Annotated in this window: 19 protein-coding genes; all 19 read right to left on the bottom strand. The window is 53.6% G+C overall.

Annotated features, from left to right (window positions below):
• Positions 1–134: 134 nt before the first annotated feature.
• A complete protein-coding gene (locus tag MKX76_RS21160; protein WP_341034570.1) occupies positions 135–1088 on the bottom strand; it encodes an ABC transporter permease in 954 nt (317 codons plus the stop codon).
• Entirely contained in the window at positions 1072–2166 is a 1095-nt protein-coding gene (locus MKX76_RS21165) for an ABC transporter permease (RefSeq protein ID WP_007132639.1), read from the bottom strand. The genes MKX76_RS21160 and MKX76_RS21165 overlap by 17 nt, the downstream gene beginning before the upstream one ends.
• Complete coding sequence (locus MKX76_RS21170; RefSeq protein ID WP_007132640.1) at positions 2163–3689, bottom strand: ABC transporter ATP-binding protein; 1527 nt, start codon at positions 3687–3689, stop codon at positions 2163–2165. Before MKX76_RS21170 ends, MKX76_RS21165 begins: the two co-directional genes overlap by 4 nt.
• Positions 3690–3850: 161 nt before the next feature.
• The gene (locus MKX76_RS21175) at positions 3851–4960 is read right to left on the bottom strand and encodes a BMP family lipoprotein (RefSeq protein WP_007132641.1); all 1110 of its coding nucleotides are present in this window, start codon (positions 4958–4960) and stop codon (positions 3851–3853) included.
• Between the two features lie 417 nt (positions 4961–5377).
• Positions 5378–5569, bottom strand: coding sequence for a hypothetical protein (locus tag MKX76_RS21180; protein WP_077570320.1), 192 nt, complete (start codon positions 5567–5569; stop codon positions 5378–5380).
• A 259-nt stretch (positions 5570–5828) separates the two neighbouring features.
• Entirely contained in the window at positions 5829–6881 is a 1053-nt protein-coding gene (locus MKX76_RS21185; RefSeq protein ID WP_341034573.1) for an SPFH domain-containing protein, read from the bottom strand.
• Positions 6882–6902: 21 nt separating this feature from the next.
• Positions 6903–7688: a TPM domain-containing protein gene (locus tag MKX76_RS21190; RefSeq protein ID WP_341034575.1), complete on the bottom strand. Its 786-nt coding sequence runs from the start codon at positions 7686–7688 to the stop codon at positions 6903–6905.
• Positions 7685–8716 carry a TFIIB-type zinc ribbon-containing protein gene (locus MKX76_RS21195; protein ID WP_210094278.1) on the bottom strand — a complete coding sequence of 344 codons (1032 nt, stop codon included), beginning with the start codon at positions 8714–8716 and terminating at the stop codon, positions 7685–7687. Before MKX76_RS21195 ends, MKX76_RS21190 begins: the two co-directional genes overlap by 4 nt.
• A gap of 27 nt (positions 8717–8743) precedes the next feature.
• Entirely contained in the window at positions 8744–9448 is a 705-nt protein-coding gene (locus tag MKX76_RS21200) for a PspA/IM30 family protein (RefSeq protein WP_007132646.1), read from the bottom strand.
• A 318-nt stretch (positions 9449–9766) separates the two neighbouring features.
• Positions 9767–10291, bottom strand: a complete 525-nt coding sequence (locus MKX76_RS21205) for a GNAT family N-acetyltransferase (RefSeq protein WP_007132648.1) — start codon at positions 10289–10291, stop codon at positions 9767–9769.
• Between the two features lie 157 nt (positions 10292–10448).
• Complete coding sequence (locus MKX76_RS21210; protein ID WP_341034576.1) at positions 10449–12254, bottom strand: ABC transporter ATP-binding protein; 1806 nt, start codon at positions 12252–12254, stop codon at positions 10449–10451.
• A complete protein-coding gene (locus MKX76_RS21215) occupies positions 12251–12751 on the bottom strand; it encodes a lasso peptide biosynthesis B2 protein (RefSeq protein WP_341034577.1) in 501 nt (166 codons plus the stop codon). Before MKX76_RS21215 ends, MKX76_RS21210 begins: the two co-directional genes overlap by 4 nt.
• Positions 12751–13044, bottom strand: a complete 294-nt coding sequence (locus MKX76_RS21220) for a lasso peptide biosynthesis PqqD family chaperone (protein ID WP_007132651.1) — start codon at positions 13042–13044, stop codon at positions 12751–12753. Before MKX76_RS21220 ends, MKX76_RS21215 begins: the two co-directional genes overlap by 1 nt.
• Positions 13045–13087: 43 nt before the next feature.
• On the bottom strand, positions 13088–14242 hold the full coding sequence (locus tag MKX76_RS21225; RefSeq protein WP_341034578.1) for a nucleotidyltransferase domain-containing protein: 1155 nt from the start codon (positions 14240–14242) through the stop codon (positions 13088–13090).
• A gap of 44 nt (positions 14243–14286) precedes the next feature.
• A complete protein-coding gene (locus tag MKX76_RS21230) occupies positions 14287–15624 on the bottom strand; it encodes a UDP-glucose dehydrogenase family protein (protein WP_341034579.1) in 1338 nt (445 codons plus the stop codon).
• A 48-nt stretch (positions 15625–15672) separates the two neighbouring features.
• Positions 15673–17049 carry a sugar phosphate nucleotidyltransferase gene (locus MKX76_RS21235; RefSeq protein ID WP_341034580.1) on the bottom strand — a complete coding sequence of 459 codons (1377 nt, stop codon included), beginning with the start codon at positions 17047–17049 and terminating at the stop codon, positions 15673–15675.
• 2 nt (positions 17050–17051) lie between these two features.
• Entirely contained in the window at positions 17052–18191 is a 1140-nt protein-coding gene (locus tag MKX76_RS21240) for a glycosyltransferase (RefSeq protein ID WP_341034581.1), read from the bottom strand.
• A complete protein-coding gene (locus MKX76_RS21245; protein ID WP_210094285.1) occupies positions 18192–19388 on the bottom strand; it encodes a glycosyltransferase family 4 protein in 1197 nt (398 codons plus the stop codon). It lies immediately after the preceding gene.
• Positions 19385–20572 (bottom strand): glycosyltransferase family 4 protein, encoded by a 1188-nt coding sequence (locus MKX76_RS21250; protein WP_210094286.1) that lies wholly within the window; start codon positions 20570–20572, stop codon positions 19385–19387. The genes MKX76_RS21245 and MKX76_RS21250 overlap by 4 nt, the downstream gene beginning before the upstream one ends.
• Positions 20573–20654: the final 82 nt, after the last annotated feature.

The raw sequence follows: 20654 nt of genomic DNA on the forward strand, positions 1-20654 counted from the left end.
CAGCCTTATTTACTATATATACCAGAATTGTTTTGGCCGATCTAATAGAAAGTGAAGCCTATGTAAAAAAACCTCCGTTAGACCCAGCCTTCCAGGCGGAGGTCCTATCGGAGGTTTCTTTTTTCGTCAAAATCCTATCTCTTGCCTGAGTCGAACGGCTCCCCAACGGCCTTAGGCGCATTGGAGGACTTCGAGAAGATGACCAGCGCGATCAAGGTGACCACGTATGGGAAAATCTTTAGAATCACCGGCGGGATTACGGCCAGCTGCGGAATAACCTGCGAGACGTTCGCCACGGTGCTCGCGAATCCGAAGAAGAACGTTGCCGCCAGGATGCCGAACGGCTTCCATTGGCCAAAGATGAGCGAGGCCAGGGCGAGGAAGCCCAAACCTGCCACGTTGCCGGTAAATTCGCCGGAATAGGTCATCAGGATGACGGCACCGCCAAGCCCGGCGAAAGCGCCGGAAATCATGACGCCGACATACCGCATGGCGCGTACCCGAATTCCGGCCGCCTCCGCTGCATGCGGATGCTCGCCGCAAGCTCTTAGGCGCAGACCGAACGGCGTCTTGTACAGGATAAACGCGCTCAGCAATAGCAGGATCAGCACGAGCCACGTCGTGATGTAAGTGTTCGTAAAGAACAGATCTCCGATGATCGGAATATCCGACAAGATCGGAAAATCAAACGGTCTAAAGCCGCTCGTAATGCGGATGTTGCCGCTCCCCGTAATATTCCGGGCCAGGAAGATCGTCAGGGCGCCCGCAATCATATTGATTGCCGTACCGCTGATGATCTGGTTGGCGCTAAGATTAATGCTCGCAAAGGCGTGAAGGAGCGAGAACAGGGCGCTTGCCGCCGCTGCGGCCAGAAGTCCGACCCACAGCACCCACCAGCTTCCCCCGAACTGCGCCTGCATTTTGGATACGACAAAGGCTCCAATAAAGGAACCGACGATCATCAGTCCATCGAGGCCGATATTCACGACCCCGCTTCGTTCACTGAACAGCGCGCCCAAGGCGGTTATCAACAGCGGGATGGTGAAGACGATGGCATACGGAAAAATCTGTTCAAGCGTTGTCCACATGTTCTCGTTCCCCCTGCTTTTTATTTGCCGCGCTGTGCGGTGCTCGTGACTTGCGCACTTTCCACTTGCGGAACAGGCGCTCGATCAGAATGCTTGTCGCCGCAAAGTAGATGATGATGGCAATAATCGAATCGGCGATCTCCGGCGGAATTTCCGTCATCGCATTCATGAATCCCCGGCCCGAGTACAGCACGCCGAAGAAGAGCGCGGAGACCATCACGCCAAGCGGCGCGTTCGCCCCGAGCAGCGCAACGGCAATGCCGTCAAAGCCCTGGCTCGGCAAGACGCCGATCTGAAGGCTCGACGCATTCCCGGCGTACTGCGCCACGCCCGCAAGGCCGGCAATGCCGCCGGCGATGAACATCGACAGCACGATGCTGCGCTTCACCGCAATCCCTGCGTATTCGGCCGAGTGGCGGTTGAATCCGACCGCCTTCAGCTCATAGCCGAGCGTCGTTTTATTGATCAGGAAGGCGACGACCAGAACGGCCACCACCCCGATAAAAAAGCCGAGATTGATGTACGAGCCCTGGAACATATCGCTCAGCCAGGACGCGTGAAGCATCGCCTCCGGCGGGAGCTGACGGGATTCCGTCTCCAGGCTTTCCCCTTTAAAATATCCCGGAATGACGTAATACACGGTCCAATACGCCGTCCAGTTCATCATGATGGTCGATACGACCTCATGCACGTTGTAACGGGCCTTCAAAATGCCGGGGATCAGCGCCCACAAAGCGCCGCCGATGAATCCGGCCAGCACCATCAGCGTCAGCAGCAAGGCCCGCGGCAGATCCACCGACAGGCCGACTGCCGTCGCGCAGAAGCCGCCGAACAGCATCTGGCCTGCGGCCCCGATGTTGAACAGCCCCGTCCGGAAGGCAAAAGCAACCGACAAGCCCGTCAAGATAAGCGGGGTTGCCGTCGCCAGCGTGTTGCCGATCCTCTCTGGGCTCTTCAGCCCGCCCTGGATCAGGAATTTGTAGCCTTCCACCGGATTGTGGCCGGTCACCGCCATCAGCAGCGCCCCAGCCAGGAGGCCGAAGAGGACGGCCAGCAGTGATTTTATGCTGTTATTCATGCGCTGCCCTCCTCTTTATGATACCCGGCCATCATAAGGCCCAGCTCTTGTTCGTTCGTTTCGGAAGCGTTGACCACGCCGACCAGCTCGCCGTTGTTGATGACCGCGATGCGGTCGGACAGGTTCAGCACCTCATCGAGTTCCAAGGATACGAGCAGCACCGCTTTTCCTTTGTCCCGCTGCTCCACAAGACGTCTGTGAATATATTCGATCGAGCCGACATCCAAACCGCGCGTCGGCTGAACCGCGATCAGCAGATCCGGATCCCGCTCGACCTCGCGGCCGATGATCGCCTTCTGCTGGTTCCCCCCGGACATGGAGCGAACGATGGAGCGGCCGGCCTCCCCGGAACGGACATCGAAGCTCTGAATGATATGCTCCGCATGCTTGCGGATGGCCGCTCGCTGCAATAGCCCGTTCTTGGAGTACGGGGGCCGCTTGTAGACTTCCAGAATCAAATTCTCTTCCAGCGTATAGTCCAGTACAAGCCCGCGCTTCTGACGGTCCTCGGGGATATGCCCGATGCCGCTCTCATTGCGCTGGCGCACGGACAGCCCGGTAATATCCTTTCCATTCAGGATCACGCTGCCGCTCTCTGCCTGCCGCAGACCCGTGATAGCCTCTATCAGCTCGGTTTGCCCGTTACCGTCCACCCCGGCAATGCCGACGATCTCGCCGGCACGCAGCTCAAGCGAGAAGGCTTTAAGCGCATCGACCTTCTTGCTGTTCTTCACGGTCAGCGAGCGAATATCGAGCACCGTCTCTCCCGGTCGACTCTCCTGCTTGTCGACCTTAAAGGAAACGCTGCGGCCGACCATCATCTCGGCCATCGTCTCCCGGCTCGTATCAGCCACGTCGACGGTGCCGATCGTCCGGCCACGCCGGATGACGGTGCAGCGGTCAGCCACCGCCTTGATCTCCTTCAGCTTATGGGTGATCAGGATGATCGATTTGCCCTCTTGAACCAAATTTTTCATAATGCCCTGCAAATCCTCGATTTCCTGCGGCGTCAGCACCGCGGTCGGTTCGTCGAAGATCAGCACCTCCGCATCGCGGTACAGCATTTTGAGAATTTCCACGCGCTGCTGCATGCCAACCGAGATGTCCTCGATTTTGGCGTGCGGGTCCACGTTTAGACCGTACTGCTTGGACAACGCCTCCACTCGGTTGGCAGCGGTCCTGATATCTAGCATCCCCACTCGACGCGTCTCGCTGCCCAGTATAATGTTCTCCGTCACGGTGAACGCCTCAACAAGCTTAAAGTGCTGGTGCACCATCCCGATGCCGAGCCTGTTCGCCACGTTCGGATTCGAAATCCGCACTTCCCGGCCGTTGACCTTAATGACTCCGCGGTCGGGCTGGTACATGCCGAACAGAATGCTCATCAGGGTTGATTTCCCCGCGCCGTTCTCGCCGAGCAGCGCATGGATCTCCCCTCTCTTCAACTGAAGCGTGATGTCGTCATTGGCCACGATGCCCGGAAATTCCTTGCGGATGCCCACCATCTCGACAACATAGTCCATGGTTTAGCGTCCTCTCCTTCATATTTGGTAGATGCCGTCTGTTGTTCCAATCCTATTCCCACTTACCTTAAAAAAAGACGGAGGGAAGTCCGTCTTTTTTTAACGCATTGCGGTTATCCATTCAAATGTGCCCGGCAACCCCGAGCAGGGCGCTCCCTTGACTATTCGATCAGGTCGCCTTGCTCTGCCGCCACCGTAATTTCGCCGGCTTTGATCTTATTGAACACTTCATCCACTTGCTTGAGAATGTCCTCGCTCAAGTTTGGATTTTCAGCCGGAAGGCCGACGCCGTCATTCTTCGCATCCAGCGTGATCGTCTGTCCGCCAGGGAACTTGCCTTCGGTTTCGGCTTTGATCATGTCGTAAGCCGCTTGGTCAATCTTCTTCACTGCGGAAGTCAGGATCACGGATTTGTCGCCTTCATACACGCCGTCTTGATACTGGTCGACGTCTACGCCGACAACCCATACGTCATTGCCGTTCTGCACACGCGTCTTGGCTTCGTTGATCGCCCCAACGCCAACGCCGCCTGCGGCAGCGAAGATGACATTCACGCCGCGGTCGTACATTTGGGCGGCCAGCTGGCTGCCTGCTGCAACATCATCAAAGGTACCCTGATACACGACATTTTCCTTGTTGATCGTCACTTTCGTCCCCAGGCTCTCATTCGCGTATTTCACGCCCTGCTGGAAGCCCCAGTTGAATTTCTGCACCGGAGGAATTTTCATGCCGCCGATAAAGCCGGCCTGTCCGTCCTTCACGTGAAGGGCTGTTGCAACGCCCGCCAAGAAGCCGGACTCCTGCTCGGCGAAGTAGATGGCTACGGTGTTCTCTTTAAGTTCTGGATCCGCATCCGGATTAGGACGAGGAGATCCGTCGATCAGGACGAATTTTGCGTCCTTATATTTCTCTTGTGCCTTATGCACAGCCGTCTCGAACTTGAAGCCCGGCGTTACGATGAATTTGAATCCGGCATCGTACAGGTTGACGATCTCATTGGTATATTGGGCCTCCGTTGTTCCGGCCGGCTTCAGGTATTTATACTCGATTTTAAAGTCCTTGTTCGCCTTGAGAATACCTTCATACGTCCCTTGGTTGAACGACTTGTCGTCAATGGTGCCTGCGTCGGTAACCATTCCGACCTTGAAGTTTGCCTTCGGTGCGTCCGAGCCTGCACCTCCGGTTGGCTCAGATGCTGGCTTGCCGCCGCAGCCCGCGAGCATGGTGACCGATAACGCCAAACTGATTAATGATAAGACCCCTTTTTTCATTAAGGTTGACCCTCCTAGGTTTATATGCCCGAATGGTAGATTCGCGCTATTTACAATATATTAATAATATAGACCGTTTTCAACAAAAATTTGGGTGTTTTTGCCAAAGTACATCTGTAAAGCGGTGAATGGCTTAAGCCTTGGTATATAGCCATTTCATGCGCATTTTAGAGCACCTGAACAGAAAGAAGGCAATAGATCCGCATTTATAGATAACATAGGGTTTACAGGAGGTGTGATGCAGTGGTTGAAGCAACGAATTTTATAGAGAAAGAAAAAAATAGAGTTGATCCTCAGTAGCATGCGCCTATTCCGTTCATTTGAAAGCATAAAAGAGCACCCCTCCCGAGGTGCTCATTCAGTATATATAATGATGCATTCTGTATATGTACGTTTACGGCTCACAGCTGAACCTTCTTACTTCCTACGCTGATGCTTCATCATTCGGCTGTATGTGATGAACGCGGCAGCGATCATCGCGATGAACCCCAAATTGCTCGCCGACTCCGGCGTCATGCCAAACAAAACGCATAAATTGGTTACCAAGCTTCTAGTCAGCAGCGCCGCCGCAATCAAGATCAACGGCCGCCACACATTATATCCTCTCATTCCCGCAACACTCCTGCCCCCAAGGTCTATTGACGCATCCTGCTCCCAGCATTATCATCTTTCATAAAAACATTATACCATGAATAAGTATGCGCATACATTTTATAAAATGGTTAGAAAGCAGCTCCAATGTAGAATCTACAATGAGATTCAAGCAACTATATTAGATAGCGGTATCCTGATAAAAACAGCCATAAGTTGGCCGCTTATCAAAAGCCCCCAGCTTATGGCTGTACTTTACGCCAGGCTCTGCCTGAATCTATCCCAGCTTATGTCCGCAGTTCGGACAAAAGTTCGAGCCCTCGTTCTTCGCTCCGCAATTCGGGCAGAAGTTCGGTTTGCCCTTGCCTTCCGAGGAAGAAGACGCCGGCGACGATGACTGGGATTCTCCGCCTGCATGCTGCTTGTCGTTCCGGGCTTGGTCTTGCCCCTCCGCCCTCTCGGGGTCACGTTGGTCCCGAGTTGGACTGGCATTCATGTTTCGCATCATCTCATTGACCATATTCATCCCCATCATCATGCCGGCCATATCCGAAGCGGCACCGCCGCCCTTTATTTTACCTGAAGCGATGCCATCCGTTATGCTGACCTGTTGGTATTTCTGCAGGTTGCCGATCATTTCATGGGATGCCGTCTTGGTGATCATCTCTTGGATTTCGGCCGGATAATTGAAGCTCATGACCTGGAAGCCGGTGATAGAGATTCCATTGTCCATCACTTCCATATCCAGGTCCTCCCGGATGCCTTTGGCGATCTCGGAGGCATTCGCCTGTAGATTGAACATGTTCTTGCCTTCACGGCTGATCCATTTCATCAGGAGCTGATCCAAAACGGACGTAATGCGGATTTTGACATCCTCCACCAGATAGCTCTCCCGCATGCCCGCAATCTTGTCGATCAACGTCACATAATCGGTGACTTTGAAATTGAAGGTGCCGTTAGCCCGGATCGGCATGCCGCCCGGAAGCTGGGGCGTCGGAATCAGAACCGGATTTTGCGTTCCCCACCGGACGGTAAACTCCTTCGTGTTGACGAACAGAACCTCTACCCGCATACCGCTGTTGAACCCGAACCGAAAGCCCTTCAGCGTGGACAGAAACGGAATGATGTCCGAATCGATACTGTACTCGCCCTCATCTTCAAAGATCCCTTCAATCTTGCCGTTGTTCACAAAGATGGCGTCTTGGCCGGCGCGAATGATCAGCCTGCTGCCTTTCTTGATCTCCCGGTTGCTCCACTTCCAAAAAATCATATCGTCTCTAAACTCTTCCCATTCCACCACGTTGGAGAATTGATTTCTGAAAAATCCCATGCTACGATTCCATCCCTTCCTTTAGAATTTCCCACGGCTGCTGCTATGCGAATGGCCACCGCTCGTTACGCCTCCGCCGGAGCTGCCTCCATCATTTTTGGGTATCTCCCGTCTTGTTGTCGTCGTTCGAATGTACCGATCTTCCTGATCAATAATGCCCGAGGTGCTCGCATCCTCATAAGTCCGGCGATTGACCGTCACCCGGCCGCCGGCGCGGTACGTCATCAGGCCGACGGCCAATCCGCCGATCAGGACAGCACCGCCGAGCTGAACCCATATATTGAACAGCGGATTATCGGGATTGAATCCCGGCTCATAGCCCATATATTCATGCGCGGATATAATGTAGGCTTCGAATGCCTTCTTATACTCCCCATCCGATAAGTCGCCCGTGATCTTGCGGCGGATTTTATCCAGCCGGTTACGGTCGAGGTATTCCTCGGCTTTGTAATATCCTTGCATTTCCACATCGCGGTTGCGCATATCCAGCCCCAAAATGACGGCGTTGCCGTGTGGCCTGTCATACCCGGGCGCATACGCATCATAAAAATCCTCAATCAATATCTCGATATCCACATTGTCCGGATTGTCCGTAGTAATTATGATAAAGTCCGTCTCCCGTTCGGCTCCGTACTCGCGGGCCAAGGCGCTTAGCTCCTCATACTCCTGCGCACTCAAAAGCCCGGCGTCATCAAAGATGAGCGGCTTGGCCTCGGCAGCAGCGGCTGTCGTTCGAAGCGGCATCATAAGGAATACCGCCAGCATCATAATCCATCCTAACCTTAGCAACGACCGTCGTCTTCTCACCAGAACCCACCTCCCATCATCCAGGCGATCAGCTTCAAGGACAAGAAGGACACGCCGGATATCCCGGCGAACCACGCGGCGATCTTCGCCTTGCTGAGCGGCGGCCTGCCCACCACCTTGCCCGTTTGACCGTTCATGGCGAACGTGTATACGGTTTTGTTGTAGTCGTAATGCACCATCCATACCGGAAGAAGGACGTAATCCGCTTTTTTCATCGTTGTATCAATCTGCTTATTAGTGTAATTAACCGTTGTATACCCGGCGACTGCAGACGAAATAGCCGCATCGATGTAGCTGCGAACCTTCTCTTTCGCCCGAGGGAGAAGCTCCTGGTCGTTGTAGCTGTATTTTTCCGCCAAATATCCGGCAAGATACGGGGTTTTGAATTCCTTCAGCTGCTCGTAAGGAAAAGGCTCCAGCTTATCCATCAGCTCATCGTCCATTTTCGCCGATGCATCAAGCGGAAGCTTCGTGTAATTCAAGCGCATCTTACGGTAGATCTCGTAGTGCTGCGTTTCGGTATATTCGTAGTCACCTTGCGTGTATGTTCTTACCTTCGTTGCGTGACCGTGTACCTCCACCCGGTTATGCAGCTCATATAACCAGAACGGCACATACATGCCGGTTAAGCTCTTGATCCGGTTGGCGTTCATGAACCCCCGCGGCGTGAGAAGGCCGTTTCTGCACCATTTTCGAAAAGCCTTAATCGCTTCCTCCTTGCTAATGGAAAAAGGAATGACCATCGCCGGAGCAAGCTCTCCGGTCAGCCGATCAGCGAGCACTACCGCGGAACCGCAATAACTGCAGCTCGTTGCGCTGGTCTCCGCATCCGTCATGATCACGGCCCCGCAGCTGCCGCAGTGGTATTCCTTGACTTCACCCTCCGTAAACACCTGCTGCTTCATCGGATCGGGGAGCTGATCAATATGTTCTTGGTTTCCGCAGCCCGGGCAAGACAGCGTTCCCGTCGCCGCATCAAAGCTCATCCCGCTGCCGCAGTACGGACATTTGTATTCAATTACCGGCATCGGATCACCTCAATTCCCATCAGACCATTACTCCTTCTGTTTCGATTCGCCGCTGCGATCATCCGGGGCTGCTTCCGGACTCGCTGCCGTATGGCTATCATCGCTGCGTCGCTTCATCTGTTCCTCAAGCTCCGCCATCAGCACGTCCAAATCGTCTTCCTTCGATCCGGCCCGTAGCTCCGCGAGCGCCAGCGCTTCGTCCAGGGTCCGGTTCGCCTTCTCCTCCATCGATTGGAACGCCCCAGCAACGTCGCCACGGGAGGAGCCGCTCTCGTTTAAGCGCTGCTGATGCCTCGCCTCGGCCATTTTCCCTTTGAGCTCCAACCGTCTTGCTTCGAGCCGCTCCATATCCGCGACTAGCTTATCCTGCATCTGCTTCATGCTCACCGCATCGGAAGCGGCCTGCTCATATGCCTGCTGCAAGTCATCGAGCTTCACGGCCGTCTCCGCCTTACGCTCCAGGAATTTGCGGGCATCGACTTCATTTCCTGCTTCCGCCGCCTTCTCGGCATACCGCTGCAGCTTGGCGACCTCCGTAATGCACTCATCCAGCGTCCGTTTGGCCCGCCGCTCCTCCGCAAGCAGTGAGGCCGTCTCCGCCTTCACCTGGCCCAAGTCGCTGTGCAGGCTGCGCATATATTCATCAATCGTCTTCTCCGGATCATCCGACCGATCCAGCAAAGCGTTCACATTCGCTCGCATAATATCGGTAAATCTCGACAGCATTCCCATGGACATGTTCCTCCTTGGCAACTTTGTTTATCTAATAATACCGGAATTCATCCGGAGAGGTTTCATTTCTCGATATTTCATGGCATGTTTTCCGAAAATTTACATTAGGTAGCGAGAGGTAGTTAGGCGGGGCTTCATTAGTGGTTGATCGTAACGGGGAAACCATTGTCTATCCTGGTCGAATGTTGAGTATTTCTGGGAAATATGACGAGGAATTGTTGTTAAGGCAAATTGGACAAAAGGTTATCAAAGCGTCTAGCTTTAAGGATTTTTACTGGTTGAAGGAGGAGTTTTAGGCCTTGTGCGTAGATTCTTCATTCAGGTTTCCCCATTAAAAATAAGTCTATATTGAATTCGTTCGCTCCTCATCCCTTGATATTCTTCACTGCCTATTCGACTTATTTCTTTGAACCCTAAGTTCTCAAGCATTTTTCTTGAACGAGCGTTGGCCTCGTGAGTTTCAGCGTTAAAAAATGAAATTCCTAACTTCTTCGATGCATATTCCATCATACACTTTGCCGAAGCAGATCCGATCCCCTGCCCCCACAGCCTGCTCTCACCAATTGCAATGCCCAGTTCAGCCGTATTACCTTTCATGCAGGCCATATCTGCATATCCAATTAATTTCCCGTTCAACGTAATTCCCATTCGAATAAAATCTTCGGCAGGATGATTTACGCAATTGCGCCACCATTTATATAATTCTTCAGAGCTTCTGTTGATTTCCCATCCATTCGCTTCACAGAAGGAGTCATCCTTGCTCCATGCCAAGACATTTTCAAAATCATCCAGGGTAATCGGCCGTATGTGAATCCACTGTGAAAGGTTGCTTTGGCCATCCATTCACTTTCCCCCTCTACATATAAAGATTGAACATTGGCCGATAAACACCGGCCATCGTTAGTACAAATGATAATAGGAATTCGGGTGAGCGCCAACACCGCAAACTAAAAACAAAAAAACAGCCGCCCCTCAACGAGGGACGGCTGTTGAACACTGTTTACATCTGGGCGCCTGTTTGGTAACTGAGAAGCTGCCGGAAGGTGCCCTTCTGATCCTGAGACAGCTGCTGATAGCCTCCTTGCTGGATAATCCGCCCTTGCTCCATCACGATGACCTGATCGGCATGACGGATCGTGGACAGCCGATGAGCGATCACGATAAGGGTCATGCTTCCCTTCAGCTGCTCCAGCGCCTCCTGGATCCGCCGCTCGTTCTCGCTGTCCAGCGCGCTTGTCGCTTCATCCAGCACAAGAATCGATGGACGCTTCAAGATGGCTCTTGCCAGGACGATCCGCTGTCGCTCACCGCCGGACAAGCGCACGCCGCGGTCGCCAATGACCGTGTCAAGCCCCTGCGGAAGCCTTCGCACGAATTCGTCCGACGCCGAAAACCTCAACGCTTCCCACAGCTCATCATCCGATGTCTCGGGAGCGGCCAGCTTCAGGTTATCCCGGATGCTCTCATTGAAGAGAAAAGGGTCCTGCGCCACATAACCGATACTCCCCCGGAGCGACAGAAGCTGACGTTCATCCCGAATGGACACGCCGTCCACCAGAACCTGCCCGCTCTCCGGCTGGATCAGTCCCATGAGCAGATCGATCAGGGTGCTCTTGCCCGCGCCGGATTTGCCGACGATGGCCGTCATGCGGCGGGCCGGAATATGTAAGTTAATGCCCCGCAAAGCGTAGGTCGGAGAAGAAGCGTCATATCGGTAGTCCACATCACTGCAAGTAATACCCTGCTGCAGATGCAGTCGCTCGCCATCCGGGACTCCAGCCGTTCCGGCAAGCTCCCGGTCTGCCTCGTATTCCGCTTGCAGCTCGCGTATTGCCCGAAACGCCGGGAAATTCGAAGCAAGCTGCTCGGTACTGGTTTGAATACTGATAAATCTTGGCCATAACCGTGAGAAAATAAGCACAATCATCAGCAGCTGCTCAGCCGGGGTGCGAAGCACCTCAAGAGCAAGGTATACGAACCCGGCAACGAGGATGACGGACGAGAGCCGGTAAATGAGCTGGGACAGGGAGTTCACTTTATTGAATTGGATGAAGTTCCGCTCCATTTTTCGCGACAGCCTGTCAAACCAATCCATATGGGATGGCTCTAGCCGGTTGCTCTTGATGTCCTTGATGCCGCTGAAATGCTCGCTGATGCCGGCAAAATAATATTTTGAAAGCTCGGTCGTCTGCTCGCCGATCCGCTTCGAGCTGCGGATGAACTTGCGCCCGAACAAGGCGAGGACCCCTCCGCTGACCAGCACGATGAGGGTTAACAACGGAGCCAGCCATAAGGCAAGGCCAATCTGAATGATCGTGAACAACAACGACGAGATCATTTGGAAGAACAGAAAGGTGCCTTGGTTCACGCGCCCAAGCTCATTGGTCATGACATGATTGAAATCCGATTTGCGGTGGCGGAGAAAAAACTCCCATTTCGCATGCAGCAATCCCTGGTACGTCTCCATGCGCAGCTTGCGGATAAATCGCTGCAGGATCTTGGCGTTTAGCAAGGTCTGGCTTCGCTGCAGCAGGGCCTGCCCGCCCACAATCACGACATAGATGGCCAGCACCACCGGCAAATTGAGCTGCAGGGACCACGAATCCGCAAGATCCATCAAGGTCGAGACGAGCGGGACTCCGCTCAGATCGGTCTGAAATACGCCGATCACGCCGAGAAGCGGGACGATCAGGTAGATGCCGATACCGTCCAGGATGCTGATGACCAGGATCATGCACATATTAAGGTAGAGCTTGAACCCGGCCATCCCGTGCATTTTTCGGATAAAATAAATGAGATCCTTCAACGTAAAAACTCCTTACCGGATGACCGATTAAAGTTCAGCTCCTCCGCCCGCATATCCTTGCCGAATATTCCGACGATCGCATATTTCTCATGCCCTTCCTTGCCCGTAACAATGTAAGAACCGCTGCGGAGCCAGGCGTGAGCCACCATTTGTCCTTGGTCATCCCGCCCGCTTCCTAAATACAGTGTATAGGGAATGCTTCTTCGCTCCAGCATTTTCTTGGCGGCAACGGCTTTGACCAAGCACTGGCTTTCCCACCAGGTAACTCGGCTCATCGCATGTACGGCTCTGGAGATTAGGCGGAGCTGCTTCAGCTCCTCCTCCGAGCAGGTATACGGCGTTTCCTTCATAAAATCGCCCAAGGAGGGCGCCACCTTCGCGAAAGGCAGCTGCTTGAACACTCTCCCCCAAGCCAAGTAAACATAGGCTTCGATGAACATCAGCTTCATCGCAACGGGAAAAGACATATACGTCCTTGCTTTCCGGTATAGACTCATTAGGCCTTCTTCACCTGCACGAGCCCTTCATCGGCAAGCTGCCGCAGGAACCGCTGTACCTGCTGCTCGCACGCATCCGGTTCGATATCGTATTCCTCAACGAGCCTCTCCACCATACCGCCGACCGTAATGGGCGTAGACGCCAGCTCCCAGATCCGGCCGCCAATCCGGCCCAGATTGTAATACTTTCCATTATCGATACTCAGCATAACCTTCTCGCCGTCCATATCACTGACCAGAAAGCCTTCGGACTGCATGATCAGTACCTCATCCGTAATGAATTCCGTGCTCATGGGAAGAACCTCCGTTCGTTTCACATCGTAACCGTTACACCCGTCACACCGACGGCTGCTTCATCCGCCTCCAAAACCAAAGGAAGGGCCGAAGCGGAACATATAAAAAATAAAGCGGTTTAGGCAAAGGCAGCTGAAGGGCATCCCGCGAGCTTGGAAGCAGCTTATTAAACACGTAGGCGATTCTCTGTTTGCCGGACATCAGCGAAAAAAGATAACGGTTATAATGACGGGCTACGCTTTTTTCCGGTACCGGATTCAGCTGCACGATTCTTTGGATGTAATAAAGAGCCTTCTCCGCCAGTCGGTACGATTTAGCGCCAACTGTTGCCGCCTCCAAGTCATGAGGAACCTTAGCCGAAAGGAGCAGCGACGATAAAATAAAGGCCTGCCCTGCATAGATCTCGCCTCCGTACCGCTCCAGATGCTGGTTTAACCGGCTGTTGTCAAGCAGAGGCAGCAAACGGACAATATCCGCTAACCAACGTAATCGGAACCAGCCATGCCTGGCTCCATGGTCCGTCAGGTAACACAGCAGATCCTCGTTACCAAGGCAGAAATAGGTCTGGCTGGACAGCCTGACCTCTCTTCGCCGCTGCCACAGCTGCTCAAACGAGAAGGACCTGCTATAATGGGGATTTAATCGCCAATGAATCTCCACCTGAGCGAAATGCTCCCGATGCTCGAACGAGCGATGATGGCTTTTCTTCTTCCAATTGCCCAGCACGATCTCTTCCTCGGCCTCATATCCGAGCTGTGTCAGCACTTGCTCCGCCTTCTCCACATCTTCTGCATCGACTAGGATATCCAGATCCTTCGACGTTCGGTGAGCCACGTCCCCATATAGGTGCAGGGCCAGAAGCGGCCCCTTCAGCCAAAGACTCCTAATCCTAGCCTCTGCGAATACGTCGCATATTCGGCTCATCTCTCTGCTTAAGTGAAGCATCTTGATCGTGTTGTTATGATAATGCCGCTGCAGCGACTGCATGACATAAGCCGGGATCAGCGAGGTATCGCTCCCTTTCAAAGCCAAGTAAACCAGCGGATAGACTCGGTGATGCACAGCCAGCTTCATGAACAGATTCCAATCCATGTCGGCGGCCTCCTGCGGAAGAATGGCCTGATCCTGATCCCGATTCCGTAAAATCGACAGCAGGAACGACAGCTCCTTCGGCGCATCACGCATTTCAAGCGTCAAGGCGTCCTCCATAATCAATCCAACCACCCCAAATGTTTGCTTTGTCATAGCAAAATATACGGTGCAGGTTCCTTCACACCCCGATTCATCCCCGGACGGCCTACGGAATAGTACACTAGCTGCGTATTGGCCAGCTGCTCTTCCTTATAGATATTGCGGCCATCGATCAAATACGGGGACTTCAGCCAACTCTCGATCTCGGAAAGCGGAATGCGCTGAAACTCCTTCCATTCCGTGAGGACACATAGCGCATCCGCCTGCCAAGCGGCTTCGCGGGCAGTGTCGCAGTAGATTAGACTGTCGACATCGCAGTTTCTTCTGAAGTTCTCGGCAGCAATTGGGTCGTAAGCCTTCACCTTGGCCCCCATCTCGGTTAAAGCTGCAATGATTTCGAAAGCAGGGGAATCGCGCACGTCGTCCGTCTCCGGCTTAAACGCCAGACCCCATATGCCAATCGTCTTCCCGGCGAGATGGCCCATCAAGGATTCCAGCTTGCGGATCACATTAAACCGCTGCTCCCGGTTCACCTCGACGACCGATTTCAACAGCTTGAAATCATAATCCATCTGTCCGGCGATTTGGATCAGGGCTTGGGTATCCTTTGGAAAGCAGGAGCCGCCGTATCCAATGCCGGCCTTTAAGAACGATGCGCCGATGCGCTGGTCAAATCCCATTCCATAGGCGACTTTCGTTACATCCGCTCCTACCTTCTCGCAAATATTCGCAATCTCGTTGATAAATGAAATTTTGGTTGCCAGGAATGCATTGGAGGCATATTTGATCATCTCGGCGCTGCGGATATCCGTAACGATAATATGGGAGGTCAGGCTCCGATGGAGTTCGGATAGCCGCTCCCGCGCCACTTCGCTGTCCGTACCGATAATGATACGGTCAGGGTTCATCGTGTCCGAAACCGCCGTTCCCTCTCGCAGAAACTCCGGCACAGAAGCAATATCGAAAGGCTCCTTCGAATGCTGCGCGATAATGTCCCGGATACGCTCGTTCGTCCCTACCGGCACGGTGCTCTTGGTGACAATGATTTTATAGCCGTTCATGGCCTGACCGATCTCGCTCGCCGCTTGTTCAATGAAGCTCAGATTAGCCTGACCGTTCGGCAGCGAGGGCGTCCCTACCGCAATGATGATGACCTCGGCATGCTTTACGGACGCTCTCAAGTCGGTCGAAAAGCGCAGCCGCCCCCTCTCACGGTTGTTTGCGATCAACGTTTGCAGTCCCGGTTCATAAATCGGTACCTCTCCCCGATTCAGCATTTCAATCTTGGCCTCGATCTGATCAACGCATATAACCTCATTGCCAAGCTCGGAAAAGCACACGCCGGATACCAGCCCGACGTAACCTGTACCGATCACCGTAATTTTCATGGTTCTCACCTCACCTTTATAATGGTTCTTGCACAACGGTCAGCCCTATTAATTCAAAACGCTAATCTTGATTTCATCCCAGTCCATGGCCAACCGGACAATGTCGTCCTCAATCAGCTCGCTGCCCGTCTGAACCTCTATAATTTCAATATCCGTAATGGCCCGCAGGCTGTGCTTGGCTTCCGCCGAAATGATGACGACATCGCCCTTGCCGATCATGCGAACGGCGCCGTCCAATATCATTTCGCCTTGCCCGGATACGACGGTCCACACTTCGCTGCGCAGCAAGTGGTATTGATAGCTCAAATTTTTGCCTTGAAGGACGCAAATGCGCTTCGTCAACACCTCATGACCGTTCGGATACTTGATATAATCCAGCACGCGATAACGTCCCCATCGACGCTCTTCATACATCGGTCGTTGGTCTCCGAATTGGAGCACCTCCTTGATCCGCATGCTGGCATTCTTCTCGGATACCAGAATCCCGTCCGGGCTGGCGGCCACGATCAAATTCGGCGCACCGATTACCGTAATCGGGATATCCAATTCATTGATGACATGCGTATTCACGGAGTCGTCGGTCAGTGTCCCCTTTCCGACTAGTGGTGTATGAATCTCCTCCGTGAGCGCATCCCAGGTCCCGAGGTCCTTCCATAGCCCCTGATAAGGCAGTGCAACGATATTCTTCGCCTGCTCGACAACCGCGTAATCAAAGCTGGTTTTCTCGAATTGCCCGTATTGCCGAAGCAGCTCATCGTACTGGATTGGAAGGGAGCGCTCCAACAAGTGCTCAAGAACATATTCCAGCCGGAACGCGAAGACGCCGCAGTTCCACAGAGCCTTATGCTCGATTAAGCTGCGTGCGGCCTCTTCTTCCGGCTTCTCGACGAAGTGGCTTACGTTCAAATATTCCGTGCCGTTCTCGAGTCTCGATACCGACTGCGGGACGATATAACCGAACTTCGAGGAAGGATGATCCGGCGAGACGCCGATCAACCCGATATCTGCCCCGGTTTCCTGCATCAGCGTCTCCAGCTCCTGCACCTTTCGAAAGAAATGCGTGTCCACATACGGATCCACCGGGAGAACGATCACGATATCCCGGGGACTGACGCCTTTAACGGAGTACAGGTAGCAGACCGATAAGGCGATGGCCGGGAAGGTATCCCGGCGCTCCGGCTCGACGACCAGCTCCACTTCATAGCCCAGCTGATTCTGCAGCAACTCCACCTGTGACTTTCCGGTAGCGATCACGGCGGATGGCTGGAGATTCATCAGCCCCAGCTGGCTCCACACCCGCTGCACCATGGACTCACGCTTTCCGGAAGCGCTATTTAATATTTTCAGAAACTGTTTGGATCTGGTTTCATTCGATAGCGGCCATAACCGGTTACCGCTTCCTCCAGATAACAGTATGATTTGCATAGTTAATAGCTCCCTTCCACTTGCGCGATCTTGGCGCCTCTTTCCCTGGCGCCCATCAGTCCGTCAATACTCGATTGCAGACGTTCGATGAATACATGCTCGCCGAAAGCCTCTGCATGCTCCCGAATCCGGGCCGGGTCCCATTCATATTGGTCGAAACGCTCGATCGTCTCCGCCAAGGATTCCACCGATTGCTCTTCAAAGAACAGACCTGTCCGCTCGGCTACAACCGTGTCCAATGCTCCGCCTCCGCGAAATGCGACAATCGGTCTGCCGCAAGCATTCACCTCGAGCGGCGTTATCCCGAAATCCTCGATTCCCGGAAAGATCAGTGCCTTGCAGCGCTGCATATGACTGACCACTTCCTCGTCGCTTCTTCTCCCAAGGAACGTAACCGTATTACCTGCAAGCTGCTCCAGCCGAGGCCGATCGGGCCCATCCCCAATCACGATGAGCTTTCGGCCAAGCCGGGAACAGGCTTCAACCGCAAGATCGATCCTTTTGTACGACACAAGTCTGGAGACAACCAGGAAGTAATCCTTCGGATCGCCTTCTCCAACACTGAACCGGCTGATTTCTACCGGAGGAAAAATAATCGTTGCGTTCATTCCGTAAGTATGTCCGATCCTCTCTTTAACAATGGTCGAGTTGGCAATCAAACGATCCACCCGCTTGGAGTTGCGGCGATCCCATGCCTGAAGCGGATATGTCAGCCATTTTGCAATCCGTTTTACGTTCTTTGGCACCGGAACACCTTCCATATAGGACTCGAAATTCCAGGCGAATCGCATCGGCGTATGGCAGTAGCAGATATGTACACTGTCACGGCCCTTCCTTGCCCCTTTCGCATAAGCGCTGCTGGAGCTCAGGATGAGGTCATAGCCTTTCAACTTCATGGATGATACGGCGAAGGGATAGAGCCAGAAGAACAGCTTGAATCTGCGCAAAATCCCCGGTATCCGCTGCATCCAGGTTGTATGGATGTCCGCATCCTTCAATTCCGGAAGCAGTTTGTCCCGGTCGACAATCGTCGTATAGATCGGCGCCTCCGGGAACATTTTGTGGAATACGGCCACCACCCGTTCCGCGCCGCCCATTTGGTTGAGATAATCATGGACAATGGCAACCTTCACTTTTCGCATTTACATGAACTCCTTTGCCTGTTGGCGTCGGGACCGTTCCCGGCCGGATTTCGTCAGCAGCTGCTGATAGATCAGTTCCACGCGGTGCGATGTCTGCATGATGGAGAACCGTTCCTCCGCCCGCTCCTGTCCGCCACGGCTCAGCATAGCCCGAATTTGCGGATCATCCAGAAGGAGACGGATGCAATGATTCAACTCGTCAATGTTTCCAGTCTCGTACATCAATCCGCTCTTGCCGTGCTCAATAATTTCGGGGACGCCTCCGCCCCGGGTTCCCACGACTGGGGTGCCTTGAGACATCGCTTCGATCACGACCCGGCCGAAGGGCTCGCGATCCGAGCATAATAAAAGGAGATCTGCTCCGCAGCAGATCTCCAGTACATCTTCTCTAAATCCCGTAAATATGACGTGTTGTTCAAGCCCTAACGATCGTACCTTTTCCCTCAAGCTAGTGAGGTAATCCTCATTCTCCTGGCGGAACTTCGCTTCACCAACGATCCACAGATACGCCTGCCTTCCCTCGCGGAATAAACGGGAAAGCGCCTCAATGGCGTCCTCTTGTCTCTTCCAAGGGGCGATCTGGCCTATGATTGCCATGACCTCCGCATCCTGCGGCGTTCCCAGCTCCCTCCGGGTCCGTTCACGTATCGATTGCCGCTCTTCAGCTCGGAATGGCTTAATCTCGACTCCATTATGTACAAGATGGCATTTCCCGGTTAGGGACCGATGGTCCATCGCTTGAATGACTGGCTCGGAAATGCCGATCAGCGCCCCGGCGGTGCTGCCTGCAAACCTCCGGATCAAGCGGCCTATTATTCCTTCCGGAGGCATATCCCTCACATGCCAGATGACCGGTATCCGATGGTACCACCGGAACAGCCCTGCCATGATGCCGGCGCGTATGGAGTTGGCATGGATGAGATCCACCCCGCTTTTCTTCATTAGAAGCGCCAGCCTCCAGCCTGCCAAGAGCATCCCCATAACATAGATCAGCAGGAGAAACGGATTGCGGGTCATTCTCGCACGGTAGCTAGGGAGGGCTACTACCTCAAGCCCTTGATCGCGAGCCTTCTGCAGCAGCTCCCCCTCGGGAGCGAATAGAATCGGCTCGGCTCTCGTCAGATGCTTGGCGGTCAGCAGAAGGCTGATCTCCGCGCCGCTGATCGCGCTCGTATGGTTATAAAAGGCGATCTTCATTTCCGAAACACCCTTCTCTTATCGATTTCCTCCGCGAACACCTCGGTCACGGCTTCTGCAACCCGGTTCCATGTGTATCGATTCAATACATGTTCTCTGCATGCTTCACGTGACGGGAGAAACGATTGCCCATTGAGCACGTCAATGATCTTGCGGCTCATCGCCTCAGACGTCCCGTCCTCAAACATCAAGTCGTCGGAGATGCGATGCAAAATTTCCTTCGTTCCTCCATACGGGGTGCCGAGCACAGGTGTTCCGCAAGCTAGCGATTCCACGGTGATCAGGCCAAAGCCTTCGAGCGTCAATGTCGGAACGATGCTGATATCGGCAGCCTGATAGTATTGCACAAGCTCCTCGTTCGTAATCCGGCCGAGCAGTCGAACATTGGCAGTAAGCCCGAGCTCCCGAATAAGCGCTTCATACGGTTCGCGCATCGGCCCGTCTCCCCCGATATAGAGGCGGACATCCGGGTGCTCGCGAACGACAGCCACCATGGCATGAATGAGGCGATCGATTCCCATCCGGCGTACCAGCCTCCGAATACAGAACAACACAGGCTGGTCCGGAAGGATCCCCATTTGCAATCGGAGCCCTTCCCGATCCGGGTTAGGCAGGAATAGATGATGGTCAACCGCACCCGGTATAATATGGATTTTTCGTTCATCTACGCCGTAGGTGTTCCTTAAAATGTCCCGGAAATACTCACTAAGCACGATGAAGCTATCCGACCGGCGATAGGTCAGCAGCTCCACTTGTTTTTTGAGCCAAAACTTCGCGCCTTGGATCATGCCGATATTGCCCTTCTCCTCTACCCTGGACTCCATCGCCCACGGTCCGTGAAAATGGGTAACGATCGGGATATGGGGAGGGATATGGCTTCTTGTAACCATCGTCGCATAAAAAGCAAAATGCGGATTAAAGACATCCGGCCGAAAGCTTCGGACCGCATGGACCGCATGCTTCTGCACCGATTTCATGCGCGGCAGGAAATGGTTGAGACGAAGCTCTTTGGTTGCATTGCTGATGTTCCGGTCGGGAGGCAGCTCCGCTCCTTGCGGGGCTACCACAACACCCAGCCCGGTATGCCCGTAATCCTTCATAGCCTTGGTGTAGTCCGCAAAATAGCGGTTCAGTCCTCCATGCTGGATATCAATCCATCCCATTCCCGTCGAAAGCACATTCATGGCCATCTCTCTTTTCTTAATTCTGATATGAGAATATTGAATAAATCAAACATTTAATCTCAGGATACTCCTAGCACCAACA

The organism is Paenibacillus sp. FSL R5-0810 (assembly GCF_038002285.1).
Lineage (GTDB): Bacteria > Bacillota > Bacilli > Paenibacillales > Paenibacillaceae > Paenibacillus_AQ > Paenibacillus_AQ lactis.

Coding starts and splice junctions, on each gene's coding strand:
- MKX76_RS21160 (WP_341034570.1), bottom strand. CDS start 1,088: ATGTGGACAACGCTTGAACAGATTTTTCCGTATGCCATCGTCTTCACC.
- MKX76_RS21165 (WP_007132639.1), bottom strand. CDS start 2,166: ATGAATAACAGCATAAAATCACTGCTGGCCGTCCTCTTCGGCCTCCTG.
- MKX76_RS21170 (WP_007132640.1), bottom strand. CDS start 3,689: ATGGACTATGTTGTCGAGATGGTGGGCATCCGCAAGGAATTTCCGGGC.
- MKX76_RS21175 (WP_007132641.1), bottom strand. CDS start 4,960: ATGAAAAAAGGGGTCTTATCATTAATCAGTTTGGCGTTATCGGTCACC.
- MKX76_RS21180 (WP_077570320.1), bottom strand. CDS start 5,569: ATGAGAGGATATAATGTGTGGCGGCCGTTGATCTTGATTGCGGCGGCG.
- MKX76_RS21185 (WP_341034573.1), bottom strand. CDS start 6,881: ATGGGATTTTTCAGAAATCAATTCTCCAACGTGGTGGAATGGGAAGAG.
- MKX76_RS21195 (WP_210094278.1), bottom strand. CDS start 8,716: ATGCCGGTAATTGAATACAAATGTCCGTACTGCGGCAGCGGGATGAGC.
- MKX76_RS21200 (WP_007132646.1), bottom strand. CDS start 9,448: ATGGGAATGCTGTCGAGATTTACCGATATTATGCGAGCGAATGTGAAC.
- MKX76_RS21205 (WP_007132648.1), bottom strand. CDS start 10,291: ATGGATGGCCAAAGCAACCTTTCACAGTGGATTCACATACGGCCGATT.
- MKX76_RS21215 (WP_341034577.1), bottom strand. CDS start 12,751: ATGAGTCTATACCGGAAAGCAAGGACGTATATGTCTTTTCCCGTTGCG.
- MKX76_RS21220 (WP_007132651.1), bottom strand. CDS start 13,044: ATGAGCACGGAATTCATTACGGATGAGGTACTGATCATGCAGTCCGAA.
- MKX76_RS21230 (WP_341034579.1), bottom strand. CDS start 15,624: ATGAAAATTACGGTGATCGGTACAGGTTACGTCGGGCTGGTATCCGGC.
- MKX76_RS21235 (WP_341034580.1), bottom strand. CDS start 17,049: ATGCAAATCATACTGTTATCTGGAGGAAGCGGTAACCGGTTATGGCCG.
- MKX76_RS21240 (WP_341034581.1), bottom strand. CDS start 18,191: ATGCGAAAAGTGAAGGTTGCCATTGTCCATGATTATCTCAACCAAATG.
- MKX76_RS21245 (WP_210094285.1), bottom strand. CDS start 19,388: ATGAAGATCGCCTTTTATAACCATACGAGCGCGATCAGCGGCGCGGAG.
- MKX76_RS21250 (WP_210094286.1), bottom strand. CDS start 20,572: ATGAATGTGCTTTCGACGGGAATGGGATGGATTGATATCCAGCATGGA.